Annotated in this window: 22 protein-coding genes; 2 read left to right on the top strand and 20 right to left on the bottom strand. The window is 30.8% G+C overall.

Annotated features, from left to right (window positions below):
- Positions 1–8: 8 nt before the first annotated feature.
- From traU to ABN236_RS18680, 10 genes are read right to left on the bottom strand one after another with little or no spacing between them, the layout of a single operon-like run.
- Positions 9–1,001 carry a conjugal transfer pilus assembly protein TraU gene (traU, locus tag ABN236_RS18725; RefSeq protein ID WP_349474667.1) on the bottom strand — a complete coding sequence of 331 codons (993 nt, stop codon included), beginning with the start codon at positions 999–1,001 and terminating at the stop codon, positions 9–11.
- On the bottom strand, positions 998–1,621 hold the full coding sequence (gene traW, locus ABN236_RS18720; RefSeq protein ID WP_349474666.1) for a type-F conjugative transfer system protein TraW: 624 nt from the start codon (positions 1,619–1,621) through the stop codon (positions 998–1,000). The genes traU and traW overlap by 4 nt, the downstream gene beginning before the upstream one ends.
- Complete coding sequence (locus ABN236_RS18715; RefSeq protein ID WP_349474665.1) at positions 1,614–1,964, bottom strand: TrbI F-type domain-containing protein; 351 nt, start codon at positions 1,962–1,964, stop codon at positions 1,614–1,616. Before ABN236_RS18715 ends, traW begins: the two co-directional genes overlap by 8 nt.
- A complete protein-coding gene (gene traC / locus ABN236_RS18710; RefSeq protein ID WP_349474664.1) occupies positions 1,957–4,545 on the bottom strand; it encodes a type IV secretion system protein TraC in 2,589 nt (862 codons plus the stop codon). The genes ABN236_RS18715 and traC overlap by 8 nt, the downstream gene beginning before the upstream one ends.
- Positions 4,546–4,550: 5 nt before the next feature.
- Positions 4,551–5,042 carry a type IV conjugative transfer system lipoprotein TraV gene (traV, locus tag ABN236_RS18705; RefSeq protein ID WP_349474663.1) on the bottom strand — a complete coding sequence of 164 codons (492 nt, stop codon included), beginning with the start codon at positions 5,040–5,042 and terminating at the stop codon, positions 4,551–4,553.
- A 3-nt stretch (positions 5,043–5,045) separates the two neighbouring features.
- Positions 5,046–6,413 (bottom strand): TrbI/VirB10 family protein, encoded by a 1,368-nt coding sequence (locus ABN236_RS18700; protein ID WP_349474662.1) that lies wholly within the window; start codon positions 6,411–6,413, stop codon positions 5,046–5,048.
- Positions 6,413–7,129 carry a TraK domain-containing protein gene (locus ABN236_RS18695; protein ID WP_349474661.1) on the bottom strand — a complete coding sequence of 239 codons (717 nt, stop codon included), beginning with the start codon at positions 7,127–7,129 and terminating at the stop codon, positions 6,413–6,415. The genes ABN236_RS18700 and ABN236_RS18695 overlap by 1 nt, the downstream gene beginning before the upstream one ends.
- Before the next feature lies 1 nt (position 7,130).
- Positions 7,131–7,697, bottom strand: a complete 567-nt coding sequence (locus tag ABN236_RS18690) for a TraE/TraK family type IV conjugative transfer system protein (protein ID WP_349474660.1) — start codon at positions 7,695–7,697, stop codon at positions 7,131–7,133.
- A gap of 3 nt (positions 7,698–7,700) precedes the next feature.
- The gene (traL, locus tag ABN236_RS18685; protein ID WP_349474659.1) at positions 7,701–7,997 is read right to left on the bottom strand and encodes a type IV conjugative transfer system protein TraL; all 297 of its coding nucleotides are present in this window, start codon (positions 7,995–7,997) and stop codon (positions 7,701–7,703) included.
- A 27-nt stretch (positions 7,998–8,024) separates the two neighbouring features.
- Positions 8,025–8,348 (bottom strand): type IV conjugative transfer system pilin TraA, encoded by a 324-nt coding sequence (locus tag ABN236_RS18680; RefSeq protein ID WP_349474658.1) that lies wholly within the window; start codon positions 8,346–8,348, stop codon positions 8,025–8,027.
- A gap of 223 nt (positions 8,349–8,571) precedes the next feature.
- Between ABN236_RS18680 and ABN236_RS18675 the strand changes: the two genes are divergently transcribed.
- A complete protein-coding gene (locus ABN236_RS18675) occupies positions 8,572–9,105 on the top strand; it encodes a helix-turn-helix domain-containing protein (protein WP_349474657.1) in 534 nt (177 codons plus the stop codon).
- On the opposite strand, the gene ABN236_RS18670 is transcribed toward ABN236_RS18675, so the two are convergent.
- Positions 9,086–9,490: a relaxosome protein TraM gene (locus ABN236_RS18670; RefSeq protein ID WP_349474656.1), complete on the bottom strand. Its 405-nt coding sequence runs from the start codon at positions 9,488–9,490 to the stop codon at positions 9,086–9,088. The genes ABN236_RS18675 and ABN236_RS18670 overlap by 20 nt on opposite strands.
- A gap of 425 nt (positions 9,491–9,915) precedes the next feature.
- Here ABN236_RS18670 and ABN236_RS18665 point away from each other — a divergent pair, with 425 nt between their 5' ends.
- Positions 9,916–10,404, top strand: a complete 489-nt coding sequence (locus ABN236_RS18665) for a lytic transglycosylase domain-containing protein (RefSeq protein WP_349474654.1) — start codon at positions 9,916–9,918, stop codon at positions 10,402–10,404.
- A gap of 254 nt (positions 10,405–10,658) precedes the next feature.
- Here the strand turns inward: ABN236_RS18665 and ABN236_RS18660 are convergent, their stop codons facing one another.
- The 9 genes from ABN236_RS18660 to ABN236_RS18620 all read right to left on the bottom strand — a co-directional run bounded on the left by ABN236_RS18660 (position 10,659) and on the right by ABN236_RS18620 (position 15,921).
- Positions 10,659–10,796: a hypothetical protein gene (locus tag ABN236_RS18660; RefSeq protein WP_349474653.1), complete on the bottom strand. Its 138-nt coding sequence runs from the start codon at positions 10,794–10,796 to the stop codon at positions 10,659–10,661.
- A 66-nt stretch (positions 10,797–10,862) separates the two neighbouring features.
- Entirely contained in the window at positions 10,863–11,216 is a 354-nt protein-coding gene (locus ABN236_RS18655; protein WP_349474652.1) for a hypothetical protein, read from the bottom strand.
- A 96-nt stretch (positions 11,217–11,312) separates the two neighbouring features.
- Positions 11,313–11,510: a helix-turn-helix domain-containing protein gene (locus ABN236_RS18650; protein WP_349474651.1), complete on the bottom strand. Its 198-nt coding sequence runs from the start codon at positions 11,508–11,510 to the stop codon at positions 11,313–11,315.
- Entirely contained in the window at positions 11,503–11,733 is a 231-nt protein-coding gene (locus ABN236_RS18645) for a hypothetical protein (RefSeq protein ID WP_349474649.1), read from the bottom strand. The genes ABN236_RS18650 and ABN236_RS18645 overlap by 8 nt, the downstream gene beginning before the upstream one ends.
- A 130-nt stretch (positions 11,734–11,863) precedes the next feature.
- Positions 11,864–12,427 (bottom strand): hypothetical protein, encoded by a 564-nt coding sequence (locus tag ABN236_RS18640; RefSeq protein ID WP_349474647.1) that lies wholly within the window; start codon positions 12,425–12,427, stop codon positions 11,864–11,866.
- A gap of 46 nt (positions 12,428–12,473) precedes the next feature.
- Positions 12,474–12,989 carry a DnaJ domain-containing protein gene (locus tag ABN236_RS18635; RefSeq protein ID WP_349474646.1) on the bottom strand — a complete coding sequence of 172 codons (516 nt, stop codon included), beginning with the start codon at positions 12,987–12,989 and terminating at the stop codon, positions 12,474–12,476.
- 827 nt (positions 12,990–13,816) lie between these two features.
- Entirely contained in the window at positions 13,817–14,740 is a 924-nt protein-coding gene (locus ABN236_RS18630; RefSeq protein WP_349474645.1) for a RepA family replication protein, read from the bottom strand.
- Positions 14,741–15,065: 325 nt separating this feature from the next.
- Positions 15,066–15,278, bottom strand: coding sequence for a plasmid partition protein ParG (locus tag ABN236_RS18625; RefSeq protein ID WP_349474644.1), 213 nt, complete (start codon positions 15,276–15,278; stop codon positions 15,066–15,068).
- A gap of 16 nt (positions 15,279–15,294) precedes the next feature.
- Entirely contained in the window at positions 15,295–15,921 is a 627-nt protein-coding gene (locus ABN236_RS18620) for an AAA family ATPase (RefSeq protein ID WP_349474688.1), read from the bottom strand.
- Positions 15,922–16,033: the final 112 nt, after the last annotated feature.

The following is a 16,033-nucleotide window of genomic DNA, read 5'->3' as shown; positions in this document are numbered from 1 at the left end:
ACCCATTTTTATAAAATGACACAATTACGTTTTTTCCAGATTACGTAACCATAATTTTTAGTTGTTGTTGGCAATTCTTTACCTAATTGCCACCGTAAAACACTGCGACCATAGGGATGACACTGACGTGCATCAGGTATCATATTAACCATTTGATAGCGATAGCGCGTTTTGGGAATAATAGGATGAGGATATTCCATACATACAGCTCGATTAGCTCCAACAGTATCCATGATCAATCCTTGGCGGTGTAATTTATAGTTCATTCGTTCAGCCATTAAAATAGAACTATTTAAACCGCTACTTTCATGATTAATACTTCCACTAAATGGATAAATTGAACCATGAGCGCCAGCACACCAGAAAAGAGGATCTAATGGCATACCGAACTCAGACGAAATAGCATCAGCAGAACAAGCTAATTGAGCAATGGGATTTCCAAAAACAATCGCTTCTGGGTTAGTAAATAATGCTAATTCATCATCTTGCCACATCGGATCTAATTCTGTTAAATACGCAATGTCATATTCACCACCTTGCATGCAAGCAACACTTTCAATGATGTTTAACCAGGCGATTAACGGGTATTTATACCAATGCACATGATAAAATGTACCCGTTGCATCACCTGCTGTTTTTGTTGCTTTACCAGTACCGACTTTAGTAATTGGGATCTGAAAACCTCCCATATTAACCATGCAAGTTGGTGCTCTAGTAACATCGACTGTTGCAAATGGCTCCCAAAAGCCTATTGCAATACCTATCCTTTGAAATAAAGGTGGCGGTGCTGGACATAATTGAATAGGAGAACTTGGATTTGGAGTATCGGGTAAACCAGAACTACCAATACTCACTTTTACATTGCCTATACTCATAGGAAACATACAATTCCAGCAAATATCAGTAATTGGATTAAACCAACGCCCATCACATTCTAATGCTTTAGCATTAATTGATTGACTAAACATAATTAAAGTTAAAAATAAAAAAAGTTTTTTCATAGCCCAACCTCTGTTATTTTTAATTTTTTTTCTCCATTTGCTTGTTCAATTATTGTAGGTACTTTCCTAATATCAAATCTTTCTGTTAACTCTCCCATTTGGTCAAAGAATATTTGCTTATCTAGTAAAATTTCCGTATCTCTAATATTTCCATTTACTAGAATTACTTTTGAACGTAAAGTTTTTGGTTGAAAACTTCTAACCCAATTAATTTGTTCCATATCATCAGCATCAATAAAGATTAATGTTTGAGTGAAATTTGTAATATCAAAAGGATTGATAACCTGTCCTTTTCTAGCAAAAACAACACCATTATTGTCACTAATGTCTTTAGTTAATGTAAAAGAAGGATCAAAGTAACGTATTCTCGTTTCTTTAGCTTTAATAATTCCCACTACTGGATCAGGTCTTAATGCTTTCTCTTCTACCTGCTGTTGTAGTTCTTTTTGAATTTCTTCTTCTGTTTGGTTATTAAATTTTTGTGAAAGCCTCTCTTTCATGACTTCAATGAGATTTCTTTCTTTTATTTTCCAAACATTACCTATCACACCAAGTTCCTGAGCTGAAATATTGGTTGATAAAATAAAGAGTAAAAATATATTTAATAATTTTTTATTCATTATTATTTCTCTTCATTTTTTCAGATAATAAAGCCTTTATATTTCTTGTTTCATCATCAACCTTACCAATCACAGCGCCTTGAACAAAAACAGTTATATTCTTATCAGTATAATTTTCTTTAATCACTTCATTAATATTAGATTCATATTTTTTTATAATAATTTGTTGTTGTTCTTCTGATAAATTTAACTTTCTAACTTGTTCTAAAAAAGTATCAGTTGTACTTTTAAAATCAAATGTCACTATTTTAGGTGTATTTAAATATCCATAAACAGATAGGGAAGAACTAATAACTGATATTATCAAAATAATACCTAAAAAAATTCTTTCTAGTTTATTCATAATGATTACTCTCTAAATAGTCTACGAATTTTTTATTATCTCTTCTTGCCATTTCAAAAAGAATATCTTTAATATCAGCTCCTTCCTTCAATCTTTTTTCTCTATATGTAAAGTCTTCACCTTTGGATGAAAATAATGCATTAGTAATTGGATCTAATAATAATCTATGAAAACTACTATATTCACCAACATTCACTAATAATGAGCTATAACCAACGGATTTTGCTGGCGGGAATTTTTTTACTAATTCAAATTCAAACTCAGAAAAAATATCTGGCTCTTTTGTTTTGAATGCTTGAAATGACTTAGAATCCTGCATTAAGGTAAATTTAAAGCTACTATTATCATAGGCAGCTAATGAGGCTGTACTTAAGTTTTTATCATTAATAGATTGAGTTACAGTTCCAAATGATCCATTATGGCGTCTTGCGGTACGATAACCCTCCTCGATAAACATACGAATTTTAGGATTAGAACCACTTAGCAATTTCCATCCTTCATCTATGATATTCATTTTTCTAAGGTTACGAGCTGTTCGATACATCATATTTTCTGACCAAATCATTAATGTAAATAAAACAGCCATTAACAAATCAGCGTTAGAGCGTAATGCACCTAGCTCAGTAACAACAAATTGATTCTCATCTTTTAAAGTAGGCTCATCAGAATTAAAGAAATCACCATAGATACCTTTTGTGGTGTATTTTTTTAATAAATAAACAATCTCATCAATTCTGTCTGTAATTTTTGTTGCTTTTTGATCTTGAATTTTTCCTCTATGATTTTGAAGATATGAAACTACATGATCAATTCTCATCCCTTGCTGATAAGTAGGAAATTGCTCTGTGATAGATTCTAAAATTAGTGATTCATGTACTTCATCGAGTAAGCCGTTTGGACTAGCTAAAATACTTAATTGATCTCTAATTCTCTCAGCATTTAAAGATATATCGTCTATATTAGCAAAAGGGTTAAAACGTAATGTTTCACCATTAATATATGTTCCTCCCATACTATGGCAAAATGCCTTGTATGAATCACCAATATCAAAAATTGATAATATCCCGTTTCGATCTAATACTTGACGCCCAATAGCTTGAGACACGACAGATTTTCCTGCACCAGATGTACCTGATTCAAACCAATTAAAATTAGTATTAGGTAGGTTTTCATCAAAAATATCTAAGAATGCAAGTTGATTACGGTAACTCGGTAACAATATTCCAGAACGACTTAACTTGTTATCCCCAATAATGGGCAATAAATTAACAGCTTGAAATGTTTCAGACCTTAGAACAGATCCTGTTGTTATAAAATCTTTCCACAATTTAGGATTATCATTGATAGCAAATGGCACCGTAGAAAAAAAACCTCTCAGTTGCATAAAGTCGCTTCTAACTAACTTAAGACCTTGGCTTTCAAATGCTTTCTTTACTTTTTCAGTTTCTCTCGACATTAAATCATCGTTATCTGGACAAAAAAATCTAATGCCGACGTGATATTGGCTGATTGCTGTATTACCAGTTTGTAAACTGGTTCTTAATTTTGTCCATTCTTCAAATTCTTTTACAGTTGACGGAATAAATTTAGCAAATGATGAGTTAGCTTTTTTAGATAAATCCCAATATTTACCATTCGCTTCCCCTGCGCTTTTCGTTTGTTCATCTGTTGAAATAGTCATTGTTAATATGAACGGGTAAGAAATACCTCGATCAGGATTCATTAAATCAGCAATAATATTCCCATTTTGCCACAAGTAATGCTCAGCTGGATTTGAATCTAAATGCATTGAAACTGAACGAGTTTTTTTAGATTCACCGCTTCTATTTTCTGTCGATATCTCAATATAACTATGTTTTATAAGATATCTAGTGGTAGGATCAACAACTTGTTTTTTTAAGTATTGATCATCTTGATACTCATCTGAATATTCAGATAACCGACCATATTCAAAATTAATTATCTCTCTCATTAATGAGCAAAATTTGTTAATATTCATTGTATTACAATAAATATTATTGCTATTTAAAGAGCTTAATAATGATCGTCTAATTTCTTTAACTTTCATCAAGCTAATTTCATTAACTTTTTTAGTCGGTAATGCATAGATAAAGAAAAGACGATAGTCTCGTAATGATAACGAGTGATCAGCTTTATTATTAAATTGATTTTTTGCACCATCAAAATAAAATGATTTTGTTAAGTTATTACATTCTTCTGATTTATATCCCTGCCAACTGAAATCTTTTAATCCATACTCAATTTTTTCTTTTACAGCCTGACTAGATAACATTAATACTTGAATTGGCTGATCTCTTGGTATGTTATTTTGAAAAATCCGATCTAAACCTTCAACAATTAACTCATTAGCGCCAATTAATGGCTGAGCTTCAATAATAAAACCTAAAGAATTCTGATTATAAAATAATTCAGAATTATTATCATAACCGACAATAGGTAATAGATCACATATATTAGGGTAATCAAGCCCTTTTAAAAAATTATTCGTTTCATTACTTGTATCTTTTTCACCTAATAAATCAGATATTAGCTTTATTATATTTAAACTATCAAACTTCATTTTAATTACTCCATCCCATACCAATTAGAATGTTCACTAAAGAAATATACTATTTCACCCACATGAACACTGTTATCAGGAGATACATAAGGTGCCAACCAGACTCTCTGAATTTTATTATTAGTTATTTTTGGCTCTGAGGCTTCTTGATAACAACGATTTTTAGTACATATAACCTCTGGTTCAATAATTTTATTGAAACCCAAAATATTAGTATTTATATCAGCTGGATTTAATGAAGCATTATCTTTATTATTAACAAATTTAATTGGTAAAATTATTTTATCTAAATTTATTAGTTTATATTTTGCTAATTCTAATTTATTTTTTGTGAAATTAGATTCTTGATTATTACTAGTGTTATAACCTACCATTTCATCAGCTTGTTGCATCCAATAACCAGAGTCTTTCGCTGGTTTACTAAATTCAAAATCACTATTCATACCAGCACAGCCTGAAATAATGAAAGGTAATAATGATATACATAATTTTTTCATAATTTATTTTCCTTTATTAGGAGTAACAAACTCATCTAAATGACCACCACGAATTTGACCTAACTGATCTACTAACTCAGGAGGTAAATCAGAGTTATTAATATTTGAATATTCATTATTTTTTTGCATTTCATCATTTTCTAAAGGCTGATTTTTTTCACGTTCCAAATCTTCTAAAAACTCAGCCCAAAATCCTTCTTGAAATACAATTTCAACTCTGTTTGCAGAGCCAATTGGAATGATAGGATGATACTGTTCAGCTAGAGATATATAGTAATCTGCCAATTTATTTGTCGCAGTTTGAACACCTTTACCGGCTCCTTGTCTTGCTACTTCTCCTGCTGTTACTTGATGTTCAGCTCCAATACCTACCGATGTTGAACCAATTTCAGAAATGGCACTTCCCAAACCACTTAATGCACCAGATGTAAATGCCAAACCTAAAACCTGACCGTTCCGCATAACCGGCACACCTTTAATGCCATTTTTTCCATAAAACACAACATGCCCTTTAACGGCCATATCAATGTGCTTGTCATTAATAATGCATGATAAGCGTTGTGTTCTAACAACCCCCCTCTCACTTGAAATATCACCGTATACAGCACCAGTGACGAAACAATTCTCTAAATCCCCTCTTTTGTTATTTGAAGGCATGTGCAATAAACCAGTAAGTTTAAATTGCATAGGTGTAGTATCTGTTTCTTTAGCTGTAACCGATGCATTTGCATCAGCACCCTCTAAAATAATTGCATTTGAAAAGGAGCCTGACGGTACATAAAATTTAGAGCTTGCAGATTCTTTCTGCTTATACGTAAATGTTTTAGTTTCTAATGATCCAGTTATTGGTTGAGAAGCCGAATAAGACAACTGTCTAGTAGGTTGAGAATTTCCATAATATTTTTGGCTATTACCGCCAATTCTCTCAATTGTTGATGTGTTATCCAAAACAGGAACAGGATCAGAATTATCAGGATTAACATTATTTGTATTAGTTATCCCTTTGTTTTTTTCTAACTCTTCTAATCTATTTACTAGATCTTCATACTCACTATTTCTCTGCTGTAACTGTTCTTTAACCTCTTGATAAGAACGTGTCATTTCATCAACTTTTTTTTGATTATCTCTAGCCATTGTCTGAGAATCGGTAAGAAGTTGTGAATCAACTTTATTATCAAAAGTATTAGTAATAGAACCCGTTAGATCTGGCTCTAGTGATAACTCATCTTCAACAAATATATTTTCTGAGGGTATCTCATCATTATTGCTATTAAGGAAAAAAACAACAGAAACAAAGATAAGGATGATAATAAGTATTAATATCAATAATTTACGCTGATTATTAAGTATAATTGAATTTAGATTGGCCATTAATTTTCACCTCGAATTACTATATATGCATCTACCGTATAGTTAGGTGGTAAGTGCAAAGCATTAGGTACAAAGCTAATGGCCATTACATTTTTAAACCATAGGTAGCGTTCATTTAATTCAATAGTGTTTAATGATTTATTCTTTACAGATACTTTCTGTATTGTGATATTAAATCCATTCCAACTATTTATCCCTTTTACATCTAAATGCTCTGTAATACCTTTAGGTAGCGAAATATTCGTATTTCTTGTTTCGATAAAGCCAGTAGGAACTTTATTGTTTACAATCATTGTTAAGGATTTAGTAATTAAATTAGAGTAACTTTGACTGTCCTCTTCATAAGTAATAGCTTCATCGCTACCTTTTGCCATTTTATTAAAAATAATGGTAGGTGAACTTGAATTTATAGTGGGTTGATATGTGACTGTAAATGTAAATCCGGTTTCTGTTTCAATAACAACATCAAAATTTTTTTTTGCTGATGTTGTAAATACTACTTTTCCATCAATAGTTTTATTACTACTTAATATAGCTCCTGAATTCGCAGTCATTGATGTAATTTTATCATTATGTACAGCAATAACATTGGGTTCACTTGTACTAACTGATGTAGCTATTTTTTGCATCGGATCAATAGAAAATGAACCTGCTAAAACAGATGTTGATAAAAATAGCAAAGGTATTGCTATTACACTGTTATTAATTGTTTTCATTTTACTTTTCCACGAAATCAGTAAGTTCTAATCGTCCGTTTCGAGTTTCGATACGAAGTAGATAATGTTTATCAATAGGATCAATAGAATTGATACCGTAGCTATAATTTAATTTCCCCTTAATATCTATAACTCCATTTGATGGGCTAACTTTTATTTCTCCTAAATAAAAAACAGAACTTCCATTACTAGTTTTTAACCTTTGTTTTTCTTGAGACAAAATTGGTAAAAGTTTTTCTCTCAGATTATTGCCTAGATAAGCAGATAAAATTTCATGACTTTGTTCTACTGTTTGAGATGTGACATCTAAACGTAATGATAAAAAACTCATAGCCATGAGACGTAAATAACGAGCATCCCCCCTTTCTCCTTGAAATGAAAACTCTTCATTACTATTCACCATTGGCATAAAAATAATTTGTTTATTATTTACAATATGATTTATTAAACTTTGATTATCAGAATAAAGTTTATAGCTCAACCCCGTTGAAAGTGCAGTCATAAGAAATAAAATAATAATTGTTATAGACAACGTTCTTTCATACGATTTTTTTATGTTTATATTCATTTTCTATACCCAAAATCTAAGATATGAAGCTGGTAATGCTCTGATAAAAAAATCCATAACTATTTTTGGTAAAAACCAATACATTAAATTTAAAAGGTAACTACTTCCCTTTCCTTTTTTTAATCTCCTAATTAAGAAAAAAAACATCGCTAGAATCGGAGCGTAAATTAAAGGATTTGAAAAAATAGTAGCTAAAATTAAAGGTAAATAAATACAAAATTCGTCTGTCGGTAATCCAAACCAACGCTTTTCATTTGAAAGCGTTGATGGAAAGATGTACCGAATTTTCTTTCCATCCATAACGCCTACTTAGGCTAGTAGCCAAATTTATTTAGGTACAACACCAAATGCAACATTAACGAATACCATAATTATTGCTATACCAGCAAAAACACCTAAGTTTTTGCTTTTAGTATAAATGTAAATAGCAACAATAATTTCAAAGAGATATAAAATAAAAATGACCGTAGAGTTTTTACCGAATGTATCTGATATTTCTGTTCTACCTGCCTTAAAAATATCCTCAGCATAAACATTTAAACTAGGGAAGAAAAGAATAGCTAAGCCTAATATAAATAAAGATAAATTAGTTATTCCCTCTTTTCTTAAAGGATTTTTTCTAAAAAAATTTTTTAAAGTAAGAGATTTCATGAAACAAGTTCCTATATTTTTAAAAATTTAGTTTTCAATAACACAAATTGCTTTGAATTTATAAAACAACAGTAATTTTACTTATGTTTACGAAAAAGTAAACAAGCCATTTGATAAAAAATTACCACTAAATCACATAAACAAAAAAGTATTAGTTAAGGTATTAAAAAAGATTGAAAACAGTGTGAATATTAGATTTTTGTATTTTTTACGTAGGAATTTAATGGAAACCGTCAGCGAGCGTTTAAGATATGTGATGGATGAATTGGGGATAAGACAGGTGGATGTCTCCGCTTTAACGGGTGTGTCAGCACAATCTATTAGTCATATTGTAGCTAACAACGTTAAAAAATCTTTCTATTCTTATCAAATCGCTATTGGATTGGGAGTGAATCCAGAATGGCTATCAACAGGTCAAGGTCAAATATTTACTCAAATGTATGCGCTTTTGCCTTTTTACAATAGTATTGATGATCTTAAAAACAATATTCCTAATATAAAAAAGAAAATAGCAGTTGAAAATGTTAAAAAAATCATTCATACCTTTAGTTTAGCTTTAGATGAAAATAATTTAATTATCTGTGGCATTGCCCCAAAAAATGAAATAAAAAAAACTGAATATTTCTGTTTATTCTATAATTTCTATCGCATATCAGAGGAACCAATAGACAACAAAGATTGCATTCTTTGTTGTCAAATTTTGGAATGGAGAAGAAGTAATCTAAAGAATAATTTTATTACTCAAGAATTTCTTTAGCTCTAGCTTCAAAAGCTGTTCTTAATTCATTAAGTAGAGGACTGTCACTTTTAAGGTAGTCCTCTTTTTTCACATCAGATGCATTAATTCTTGAGAAATAATCAATTCCTAATAACAATGTTACAACTGTTTCAAACTCTTTTGAGTATGCTTTCTCTATTTTACCATCATTCTTTAAGCTTTTTTTCAAAACCTGAGCACCAATAGTCATCATTTCAATAGCAACTGCTGAACGATTAATTGGTAAATCATCTTCTTTATTATCAATTCTATAACTGATCACTTCTTCTATAATTTTGTAAACTCGATTTGGGATTTTTAAAGAAACTCTCCCTTTGTTTTCAGGAACATTGTATGTACAAACATCATAATCATCATCACTCATTTTTAATCCTTATGAAACTTACTTTTATTTACATAAAAATATCAGAAAATTAGAATAAAAACAGAAAATATCATTGATTCTTTTTTGAATCTAAAATGAATCAAAAAAGAATCTTCATGAAAATACCTTTTAAATCAATAATATAATTAGCTTATAATAGCATCAAAAAATCAATTTCATTATATATCAAATAATTAAGTTTAGACTCTAAATAGATTCAATAATGATTCTTTTATGATTCTTTATTTCATTAACAAAACGATAACATTTAAACATAAAAAGCTTATTTATCATATATTTGCCTAACAAAAACAATTTTGCGTATGGTGTGTATATTTTAAATTTAGTATCCTCAATTATTCTTGCATTTTCCGTAAAATACTCTTTAATCTATATAAGTTTTTATTTATCACGAGGGCGAATGTATGCCTAATCTCTTAATAAGATATATGATTTTTTTCTGTATTTTTTTTTCTTTCAGTTTAACAGCTAAAGGTGATTGTTTTGATAATGCAGGTCATTATTACAGAATTGATCCTGATTACTTAAGAGCTATCGCATGGCAAGAATCTCGGTTTAAGGTTAATGCAATTAATAAAAATTATGATGGCTCCTTAGATGTTGGTATCATGCAAATTAATACTAAAACATTAAATAGTATAAAAAAAGAATACCCAACGTTAACTAAAGAAAGATTATTAAATGAACCATGTTTGAATATTTTTGTTGGTAGTATGCTATTAAAAAGAAATTTTGATATGTATGGAAGAAAATGGATTTCCGTAGGCATGTATAATGCAGGTATGAGAAATAAAGATCATATTATAAAAAATCGCTATAATTATGCTTCAAAAATTTTTTCACATTATAATGATATAAAAGACGGTATTATAAAAAGAATAGAGATTAACTGATCTAAAAATTGAGAGTATAACATCATAAGTAAATTCGAATTGTTTTCATGTTATCCACGGATTTTTTTGAGCAAAACAAGCCAGCCCTTAAAAGCTGGCTTGTTTGTCGCGTATGGGGAGGTTGTAGCAAATAGCGAACCTAACCCACAAAAAAATCGGTGGGTAACATGATTTTTATTTTCTGGGTCAAACCCTAAAAATAAAAAATAGTTATTTTTTCAATAAAAAAGGGGCTATATAGCCCCTTTTTTTTATTAATGATTAGCTAATTTATTCCTTTCTGTTCTAACCTCTTTTAAAAAGAAATCTAGCTGTTTGATAGTCATTATAGGAAATGTACATTTTTTTCCCTTTGCAAACTCTTTAGCTACTGCTATCATTTTCTCAGACATAATAAAATCCTTTGTAAGTTTTTTTGTGTCAGAGTCTAAGGGGTTGCCCCCCCTTAGACTCAATCATTAAATTACCGAACAAATAAGCATTTTTCTTACTCGCCTAATAAATTCTATTGCTTCGTGTTCCTCCTTTGTATTTTTCTTAAATGATGTTTTCGTCACATTTGCATCACTGTCAAATTCGACAACTTGATCTAACTCGCCATTTTTTGAAATGTGATATGTGTAAAATCCGTTGTATTCAAAAATTTCAACTATTTTATAACCAGACAAATCCGTCTTTAAATCTGAAAATTTCATTAAACTATTAATATCTCCTAAATATTTAATATTAGAATTTTCTTTTATCCATGTTAGAACCTTTAATCTAGGTGCAGTATGATTATTGTAAATATAAACATCTTCACTACTTGGCATTTAAAATACTCCTACCCTGTGAGGGCTTAGGAAGAAAGAGAACTATTCCGCTTTCAATAAAATCATTATAGTACCTTATAGGGTACTTATCAAGATTTATTTATCTATAATTGTAAATTTTTCGTGTTCATTTGCTAATAGTTTTAAAAATTCAATTTCTAATTTACTTGCTGTTTTTTTATTAAAATCAGATGCTATTCTATTTTTTATTGTTTGCTCTGATAACCCCATAAGTTCAGCAAGCTCGCTATTTGATAACCCTAACTTATCTCTAAGTCGTTTTAATTCATTCATATTCGTTTTTCCATTGTTGCAACATATTTTTTAATATAAGGTTGTCTGCTTCATCGGGAAGCAAATCAATCCCAATAATGATTTTGTACACTTGTTTTTTTGCGGTTTTATTTCCATCTTTAACATCATTTTTATTTCTAACTTTAATATTTTTAGAAAAAACCAATTGCCCGTTTTCACGGGTCAGATAGTAATTTTTACTGCCTTTACTGAGTTTAATCATAAGTTTTTATCCAAAACAAAACATCATTTGTATAGAACCAAACGCGATACCACTCAATATCAAAACATATAACTGTTTCAAATATTTAATCCAATCGTTTAATTCTCTCAAAGACTGAAAACATTCATAATTAATATTCCTCCCTTTCTAACGTTGTGATCATACCTGCTAGTTTAATCAGATTATCAACGGATAACTTATCTATTTCAATTTTATACCCGCTTGATGTCTCTCTGATCACCCCATTTAAACCATTGTCAGACTTAAACGAGCCTATTACTCCATTTTGCCAATTGCTATGTATCGTAAACAAGCGAGATAACATATTTTTGACAATTAGCTCTTGTTCCTTTTTTTCTTTTTCTTTTTCTTTACGTTCTTTCGCTTCGCGGATCTCATTTTGAGCAAATGCAATAATTTTTCGTTTAATATCATTTGCGATGTGTATTGGATTTCGATCTTTTGAAACCGTACAGCTATAAATTTTTCCTCGATGAATGCGTGAGTCATAACTACCCATAATTGAAAAACGATTTTTTTCTTCCCTAATATGGATTGAAAATTCCATAAATAGATTAGATGTTATTTTAATTCGATAGTTATCATTATTAAGCAAATTAATGCGCCAGTTATCACCTAAGCAACGACAAACAATGTCAAAAATAGATTGGTAACGTTCGTTAAAATTTTTCATTTCTATATATCCTATAATGAAATAGTGGGGTTTCCCCCACTGCCTGTTATGCTCTATTTTCTACTCTCTGCAAGCCTGTTGCTGTCCTTTGTCCTTTCGTTCCATACATTGCACGAATTTCATCAATACTATGTTCTTTACGATTTCTACGGCTTTTATATTCTTCTGGGCGATAAAACCACTGTTTCTTTTTCGTTGCCCATTTACAACCAATTTCTTTTAGTGTGTCTTTGTGTTCTTTAGTTTTTCCGCTGATCCATATCCAATTACCGATAACTTCATAAACAATCCCCGCTAAACTAGACAATGTTAATAAAACCTCTTCAAGTTCTTCGGTAAAATTGTAATGGGTACTTTTATCCTTACTTTGAAATTTATTGATGTTTTCTAAGTTATTCATTAAAAAATCAAAAGCTGTATTTATGGCTTTCATGAGTTCTATGCCTAAAGGATTACGATCTGGGTGATATTTTAAAGCGGCTTTTTTGTAAGCCTTTTTAATATCTTGCTCTGTTAATTGACCAGATAAACCAAAAATATTTAATGCTTCTTGAATATTCATTTTATGCTCCTGCCCTGTGAGGGCTTTGGAAGAAAGGGAACCGTTCCGCTCTCAATAAAATCATTATAGTACCTTATGGGGTACTTATCAAGCTTTTTTATTTATTACTAAATAATAATTTATTAAAAATCAATATATTAAGTAAAATTAACCAGGAATAAAAACGGATTATTGAGCTACCTGAAAAATGACGTAATCACCAAAATAAGGGGCGAAATGTAGCTAAAAACGCCTAGGAGTGCTTATGCGCCCCGAAGCGGAGCATTTGAATGAATGGCGCAAGCCATGATAGAAAAATGCGACTGAGAGCAATTTAGAGCGCACTGCCCCCCCCCCTTCCCTGCTGAGCCATAGAACGTAATGCATTGATAATGTTTTTTTGCACCTTTAACGCTGTGAGATATTCAAGAGCGTTAGCTCGTAGAATATCTGTATCAGCGACTTAGACGGGTTTCCCGTCTTAGTGGTGCAATATTGCAATTATTGAAACAACTTATCTGAGCGACAGCGGTAAAACCGCTTGTAAGCGAAGTCATTAATTTTCTCTTTTAGAGAGTAAGGCGTGAGATAGCAACGCCTTATCTCCTTTTATTTATAAAAGGACGTTTAGTTCAGAAATAAAGGTCGAATTTAATTAGAAATAACGAAATTAATCGGCTATAAAACAAACGTTCAAAGTACATGTTTAATAAAACCTTAAATATTTAGTGAAAAAAATGTCTAATGACCATTAAATACTTAACGTAATTGTTCATTTAATGAACGCATTATTAAAAAAAGAAACACAAATACCGCCATTCAAGGCGGTAATGATTGAAAGACACGATTTATACTACTTTAGGTAAGTTCTTTATATATGTAATAAAGAGCTGTTCACCAGCTAAATTGGGAAACTCACGTTTAATGCGATTCTCAAATTCATATACTACTGCAAATGGTTGCTCATTTTTCCATTTTTGATATGTTTGCCATGCTTTTCTTGATGGTTGTTCTTCATTTTTAACACTTTCAACTAAAGCTTTTTTATGTTTAATCGCAGTTTCTAAATGTTTTTTTTCATGTTGCAATGACTCATCATTGCCGATCACGAGACGCTTTATTCTAGTTAAAAGTTTTTTTAATGAATATTTATTGTCAAGTGACGCAACATTTAATTTTGCCAGCCTTAGCACATGCTTAGCATAGATATCATCATAGTTGTCACGCAGACCTTTTTTTTCCATCCAGCGTTTAAAAGATAAAACAATCTGTCTTAATTCTTGAATTGAGAAACCTAATCCATTGAAAAACTCAGGTTTTATCCAGATTCGTTGAGCTTTATATTGCTTTGACTCACTATCTTTATCTCTGCTTACAATAATTAATCCCGCTTTTTCCCAATCTTTTATTGCTTTAAGTATAGGATCATAGCTTTTTCTACCAGACTCATATTTATACATCTGGCTACATAGTTTAGCTAAATGTTCTGTTGAGCACATTACTTCAAAAATAGAATCATGACTAACACTGTAATTGGCATTAGCTATCATTGCTAATGCTAATTCATTGTAGGTTTCACGACGTTCTGATCGGACAGATACACGTTGATTACGAGCTATTCGTAACTTGTATATATGTGGATTTCTATTCCAGTTATGGCTTTCTAACGCTTTAGCAAAGCGTTTAACTGGTACTAATTTAGGTAGGGTTCCTATGAATTTAGGAACAAAATGCCGATGAATTTTAGTTTTAGTAAATGTTAACTCACTCACTTAAACCAAATCTTATGTTACACAAAAAGGAGTGCTTAATCAGGACTTGAAATTCTTTATTCATGTCTTTATACTCCCCATATAGAGCAACAGTTCTATATGGAATTTAAATGTATACCCCGATATTCTTCTCCAGTCGCCAAACTTTAGGAAGATTTCGGGGTTTTCTTTTGGGCTAAATTCGCCCACCCCATCACATTTTCGGCTGTGACTCACCACAGAAAAGAATTTAGCATTTTGAAGAAAACTAATCAACAATCAAGCCACTTGTTTTCTTATTCATTAGCTATACTCATCAATAAACAACGCTATTAAAACATAAAAATTACTTATTCATTTCATGGTTATTTTTACTTAACCAAACTTTTACTAATTCAATAACAACTTCAGTCATATCAACATCTTGATTCAAACAAGCAAGTTTGAATTTTTTATGTAGATCTTCAGGAATATTCATCTGTAATTTTTTAGTTATTGTTTTAGGCGAATGAATAGCAGATAGCGCATTATTTAACTGTGTATGTTGCCCAAGTTTCATTAATGTCTTTTTTGAATTAATCATTTAGTATCTCCATGATTTCCCTAGTAATATTATCAATTTCTCCTTTTGCTTGACCATCTGTTGTATCATATACAGTTCCCCCATCAAGCATAGTTCTAACATAGGATTGTCGCTGAGTTATACCTGTTTTTAACATCTCTACACCGGTTTCTACAATTGAATCTTTTAAAACTTGTAGCATTTTTGTCGTGTTTATTTTTTTTGTAATTAAAAATCTAGCTTCTATTGGCTGTAAATCATTACGCGCCTCTATTACTGCCAAAATTGCCGTGCTAACAGAAAAATCAAGTGGTGACGGTGTCACAGGAATGATAACAAGATCACTGACCATCACTGATGCTGATGAAATAGCAGAAATAGTAGCCACACCATCAATCACTATATAGTCATATTTTTTTAAGTCTTTCTTTATTAAATAAACTTCTTTTTCACTGCTTGCTGTTCTTACATCAAATAAACATTTATCTTCTTCAAACCAATTACCTATGCTCATTTGCGGATCTGTATCAACAACCACAACATTATAACCTTGCTTAGCAATAGCTGTGGCTATGTTAATTGATGACGTTGTTTTGCCTACTCCGCCTTTTCCGTTTAAAAATGAAATCACTTTAGCCATAATATCACCTGCGAATGAAATAATTACGTAATCCTGTAATCCTGTAATCCTGTAATCCTGTAATCCTGTAATCCTGTAATCCTGTAATCCTGTAATATTATAATTATAAAAA

This window comes from Proteus sp. fly-1013 (assembly GCF_040140245.1).
Classification (GTDB): Bacteria; Pseudomonadota; Gammaproteobacteria; order Enterobacterales; family Enterobacteriaceae; genus Proteus; species Proteus mirabilis_B.
The sequence above is the reverse complement of the archived record's forward strand: the minus strand, read 5'-3'. Positions and strand labels throughout refer to the sequence as shown.